Source organism: Streptococcus sp. DD11 (genome assembly GCF_001578865.1).
GTDB lineage: Bacteria > Bacillota > Bacilli > Lactobacillales > Streptococcaceae > Streptococcus > Streptococcus panodentis.
The window spans coordinates 378,872-383,883 of the sequence record NZ_KQ969392.1 but is presented as its reverse complement, the minus strand read 5'-3'; the positions used below and the strand labels follow the sequence as shown (position 1 = coordinate 383,883).

General features: G+C 50.4%; 6 protein-coding genes. All 6 read left to right on the top strand.

The features are described from left to right. Positions 1-340: hypothetical protein (locus STRDD11_RS14095; RefSeq protein ID WP_241209277.1), on the top strand; the 340-nt coding region annotated here is incomplete at its 5' end. Continuing rightward, the gene (locus STRDD11_RS01770) at positions 333-758 is read left to right on the top strand and encodes a glycosyltransferase (RefSeq protein ID WP_128834774.1); all 426 of its coding nucleotides are present in this window, start codon (positions 333-335) and stop codon (positions 756-758) included. The genes STRDD11_RS14095 and STRDD11_RS01770, both read left to right, overlap by 8 nt. Positions 759-905: 147 nt before the next feature. Further along, entirely contained in the window at positions 906-1,385 is a 480-nt protein-coding gene (locus tag STRDD11_RS01765; RefSeq protein WP_128834772.1) for a type VII secretion protein, read from the top strand. Continuing rightward, positions 1,354-1,608, top strand: a complete 255-nt coding sequence (locus STRDD11_RS01760) for a hypothetical protein (protein ID WP_128834770.1) — start codon at positions 1,354-1,356, stop codon at positions 1,606-1,608. Before STRDD11_RS01765 ends, STRDD11_RS01760 begins: the two co-directional genes overlap by 32 nt. Continuing rightward, positions 1,601-2,734 carry a type VII secretion protein EssB gene (gene essB / locus STRDD11_RS01755; RefSeq protein WP_128834768.1) on the top strand — a complete coding sequence of 378 codons (1,134 nt, stop codon included), beginning with the start codon at positions 1,601-1,603 and terminating at the stop codon, positions 2,732-2,734. The genes STRDD11_RS01760 and essB overlap by 8 nt, the downstream gene beginning before the upstream one ends. Further along, a partial coding sequence (locus tag STRDD11_RS14090; protein ID WP_277592690.1) for an FtsK/SpoIIIE domain-containing protein occupies positions 2,727-5,012 on the top strand: 2,286 nt, incomplete at its 3' end. The genes essB and STRDD11_RS14090, both read left to right, overlap by 8 nt.

Genomic DNA, 5,012 nt, shown 5'->3' with positions numbered 1-5,012 from the left:
GCCCAATATCCTGATGAATATCCGGACCGTTGACCGGGCTTATGACTTTGTCGCCTACAAGGCCGAGATCGAGGACTACAGTCAGGGACTTGACCAGTTCAGGCTGGTGTCAGACGGTCTGCATGAGGTCAACGGCCTGCAGTGGCAGGTGATTGAATATGCCTATATCGATGAGGTTTCCGGTCCGCTGGCTCAGTTTTTGGCAGCTGCCTTTGTGGAAAGCGGCCCTGTCACATTTATGATCAGCTTTACGGGAACGGTCGGTCTCTTGGGTCAGGCTGAGAATCCTGACTATACAGCCATTCAGAATATCTTTAGGAGTGTGACCATTCATGAATAAAAGAAGAACATCTTCCTTAGGCCTCATAGGCTTCCTGTCTGCCTGTCTTCTCTTGCTTTCGGCCTGCAGCCTGCTCTCAGGCGGTCAGTCTGACCGTCTGCAGGGGGACTGGAAAGCGCAGACTGGCGACGGCAGCAACTCCACTATTCACTTTGCAAAAGATAAGGTCACGGTAAATGGGGAGGAATTTGATTATAAGCAGAAATCAGTCAAGCAGAAAGGCGGGGTGACCTATTATCAGATTGAGCAGAACGGCAAGAATTATTCCGTTATCTTTCCTGAGAAAGATGATGACCAGACTGCCATCATGATTGAGCCGGATTCGGCCGAAGATGACCTGTATGGAACCATGCTTTATGCCATGAACAAGAAAAAGACCCCCAACTATCAGGAGTATGCCAAGAAATATCTGGAATAGCCTGTTCTCTCGCAGTCCAGACTGCCCCGGCTTCCAGAGCAGGAGCTGCCTAAGCTTGACAAGGGAAGGAAAGCTACCTTTGAAGAAAATCAAATTCATACGCTTGAGAAAAGAAGGCAAATGGAAAACAGAATGATTATGAGGCCGATGGTAAAAAAATTTTTTGCACTAATCCTGCTCCTGCTGCTGTTTTCGGCTAATGGGACGGTCTATGCCCAAGAGGGGCAATTAGACCTGAAAACAGACTCCATTACGCAGAAAAAACAGCGCTCGGGCGGCAATCAAATCGAACATCACTATGCTCCCAATCTTTTTATGGATAGGACTGAGCAGCAGGCGACCAAGGCCAAAACAGATGCCAAGGAAATGCTTGGTGCAGCTGATAGGGCCAATTTTGCAACGGCTGGCTTGCTGGACAGCACTGAACTGCCGACTCAGGCCTATCGTCAAGCTCTTTTTCAGGACTATGCGGTATCGGATCATATTGCAGTAGAGAGGGAGGAGGCAGAAACGATGCCTGTCTGGGTCATCCTACTGTCAGGCCTCTTTATCGGCCTGATGGCCGGACTGGGTGTATATTTAGGAAGGATTTTTCATGGCAAAAGGCTATTTAAAGGTGACGATTAAGCATGATGACAAAGAGCTGGACCTGCGTTTTTCCTGCCTGCTGTCTTTAAGAGAGCTGAAAAAGCTAATCGAAGAAAACGGTCTGGTACAGCAGCTGGATCTTGCAGCGAAGCACTGGCATTTGGAGCCGGTCTATAAGCAGCTCCGAATGGAGCAGCACAGGCCTTTGGCAGAGTATCCTCTGGGAAACGGCGATGTATTGGGGGTTGTGGTAGATGGATGACAAGATTGAGATAAAGTACAGCAAGAGACAGGTCAAGGTCATCCTGCCGGCCAGCCATTTTGTCCGTCAACAGCTGTCTGCCATAGAAAACTATGCAGATGCAGCCGTGAGCTTAGAAGAGAGCGGAGCTTTGTCGCTGATTTACGATAAGCCGCCTTATTCCAGCAGCCTTGCTGAGCTGACGGAGGAGGAGCTGCCTGAGCTGAAACGTCTGGAACTGGCTCAGAAAATGGACAGCCTGTCCTTGGATGAGCGCAGCTTTAAAGTGCCTTACCTCCATCCTAAGAATATCTTTGTTCGGGGCGGCAGCATCCGTCTGCTTCACTATGGGCTGAAAAATATGATGGGGCCAGCTGCTCTGAGTGCGGAAGAATTTCTCATGGTGTACAAGGCCTTGGTCGTCTCGATTTTGCGGCCCAAGCTTGATTTTGAACTGCTGATTGATGGAATCGCAGCCGTCAGAGACCAGCAGGTGCAGGAGATTGCTGCCTGTCAGAGCTATGATGAAGTGGTTCGCTATATTCATAAAGCTTACCATCAGGCCAGCCAGGATGAGAAGAAGAGCAAGAGGCTTGTAAGCAAGCGGAATTGGTATCTCTTTACATTTGGGACTGGGATCTTTGGGACAGCGGCCCTGCTGCTGGGCGGTTTCGCTGCCTATTTCTACTTTTGGTCTCTGCCTGTCCAGCAAGCAACAGTGAAGGCCCAGAGCCATTTTATCGGCAGGCATTATGATGATGTGGCTGATGATTTGGAGGTCTTCCAGACCGGCCGTCTGGGCAGAGAAGCAAAGTATGTATTGGCTGCTTCCTATGTCCATTTAGATGATTTGTCTGAGGAACAAAAAGCAAGTGTGCTCAATACCATCACTCCTTCCAGCGAAGACAACCTGCTGGATTACTGGATTTTCCTTGGACGGGGAAATTATAAGAAAGCATTGGACTTGGCTCAGAATATCGGCGATGACCAGCTGACCCTGCATGCCTATACAAATCTATATGAGCAGACCCGTGAAGACAAGAAAATGAAAGGGGCAGAGAAGCAGAAAAAACTGGATGAATACCGCAAAGAAATCGAAGAACTGTCTAAGAAATTGGGCGTAAAGGTAGGTGGACAGGATGAGTAAAAAAGACAAAACTCTCTTTCACCAGCTGGGCGACAGTTTGCTGGATGATGAGCTGAATCAGACTGAAATCATTGTATGCGGCAGAAAACTCGCTGTCCTCACCCTCTCTGAAGGCCAAAGGGCGGCAGCAGAAGATGTGATCTTTCACATGTCGGACGGCAGGGTCTATGCTGATGGGGAGGAGCTGGCGAAGGGACAGACCGTTCTTCAGGGCTGCACCGTTTTCCTATTTGAGACAGCCGAAGATTTGTCAGTACAGTATATCTTTCCTCCCGGCGGGGACTTTCTGCTGTCCAAGGATGAGGCAGCAGCTGACCTTGTGATTGAAACAGAGGCCTCTGTCCTCTTTGCAAGGGACAAGGCCTACCTGTATCCTAATGGCCAGCTGCTCTATTTCAATGATTGGCCGGTTGCTGTGGACAGGATTGTGCCCTTTCGGACAGGCGACCGAATCTTTGTCAGCCATCATTTTATTGAGCGGCGGGAAGAGCAGTGGCAGATTTCTGCCCTCTTTGCCGCGCCGCGCCTGCATCCAAAGACCACTCTCGTTGAGAGCAGAAAGACCATTTATCAGGCTGGCTTTCCCCATTACCATCGCAGTCCCCGTATCCTGCCGACAGTTTATGAGGATGAGCAGAGGCTGGAGAAAGCCCCGCTTCCTCCGACCAAGCCTAAAAATGCTATTTGGCGGGCCCTGATTCCGCCTTTAGGGATGATTGCTCTTTCTGTGCTGCTGGTCACTCTCTTGGGGCGCAACGGCCTGATGATGATTACCATGGGCGGTATGAGCGTCCTGACGGCGACCTTTTCCATCACTGGCTACTTTTCTGATAAAAAAGAATACAAGCAGAAAAAGAAAGAGCGGGCTGAAGATTACCAGGCGTATTTACTGGAGCAAATCTCCATTTTGCACCGGCATTTTCTGGAAGAGAGAGCGATTCTCTCTTACCGTCAGCCCCACCTGCACGATCTTATGAAGATGATCCGGCAGTATGACGGCCGGCTTTATGAGCGCCTGCCTTCCAATGAAGATTTCATGGCTTTGTCGCTTGGGCTGGGAGAGGTTGACAGTCAGCTGCAGCTTGTCTATCAGAGTGATTTTCTGACCAAAGACGACCTAACGGTTTTTTCACAGAATGTGCTGAAAAAATATGAAAAGCATGAGCAGGCTCCTGTTACGACCAATCTGGCCGGCAATGTTATCGGTCTTGTAGCCCAGCATGATACCGGCCAGTCCTTTCTGCAGCAGCTTCTTTTGCAGATTGCGGCCTTTCATTCTTATCAGGATGTGATTTTTGTCCATTTGCTGTCGCCTGCTGACTACCGGCAGATATGGAGGAAGTGGCGCTTCCTGCCGCACTTTCAGATGCCGGCCATCAATATCCGCTCCTTTGTCTATGACGAACGCAGCAAGGATGCTGTCTTGACCAGTCTCTATCAGATTCTGCAGGCCCGCCGGCAGGAGAAAAAAAGCCAGCAGGAGCAGCTGTTTCTGCCGCAGCTGGTCATCGCGATTTCTGATGACCGCCTCTTGTCCGGCCATGCTATCAATGAGCATCTGTCCAGTCCTGACCTGCCTGCTCTGGGAGTGACAGTCATCTGGCTCAAGGAAAGCCGTCGGCAGCTGTCGGAGACAGTGACCACACTGATCGAGGTCAAAAACAGCGATACAGCTACCTTGGTGAACAACCAAGGGAACTATGTCAATCAAGCCTTCAGACCTTATCCTATGACAGATGACTACGAGATGACCGTGCGCAGTTTGAGCAATCTCGTCCATGAGGAAAAGCAGCAAAATGCCCTTCCGGATGCCATCACTTTCTTAGAAATGTACGGTGCAGAAGAAGTGGCTCAGCTGGATATTGCCAGCCGCTGGGCCCGCGGCGATACATCCAGAAGTCTGGCGGTACCGCTCGGTGTGCGGGGGAAGGATGATCTGGTCTCTCTCAATCTGCATGAGCGGGCTCATGGACCTCATGGCCTGATTGCCGGCACGACCGGCTCTGGGAAGTCGGAGATTCTGCAGTCCTACATCCTGTCTCTGTCCCTAAACTTCAGTCCAGAGGATATTGGCTTTCTGCCCATTGACTTTAAGGGCGGCGGTATGGCAAATTTATTCAAGCGCCTGCCGCACCTGATGGGACGGATTACTAACTTGGATGGGGCCGGAACGCAGCGGGCTCTGGCTTCTATCCGGGCAGAGCTGCAGAAACGGCAGCGTCTCTTTGGCCAGTTTGGTGTCAATCACATCAACGGCTATACAAAACTCTATAAGGAA

Excerpts from the sequence above, each read along its gene's own strand:
- STRDD11_RS01760 (WP_128834770.1), top strand. The coding sequence starts at position 1,354 with ATGGCAAAAGGCTATTTAAAGGTGACGATTAAGCATGATGACAAAGAG.
- essB (WP_128834768.1), top strand. The coding sequence starts at position 1,601 with ATGGATGACAAGATTGAGATAAAGTACAGCAAGAGACAGGTCAAGGTC.
- STRDD11_RS01765 (WP_128834772.1), top strand. The coding sequence starts at position 906 with ATGGTAAAAAAATTTTTTGCACTAATCCTGCTCCTGCTGCTGTTTTCG.
- STRDD11_RS01770 (WP_128834774.1), top strand. The coding sequence starts at position 333 with ATGAATAAAAGAAGAACATCTTCCTTAGGCCTCATAGGCTTCCTGTCT.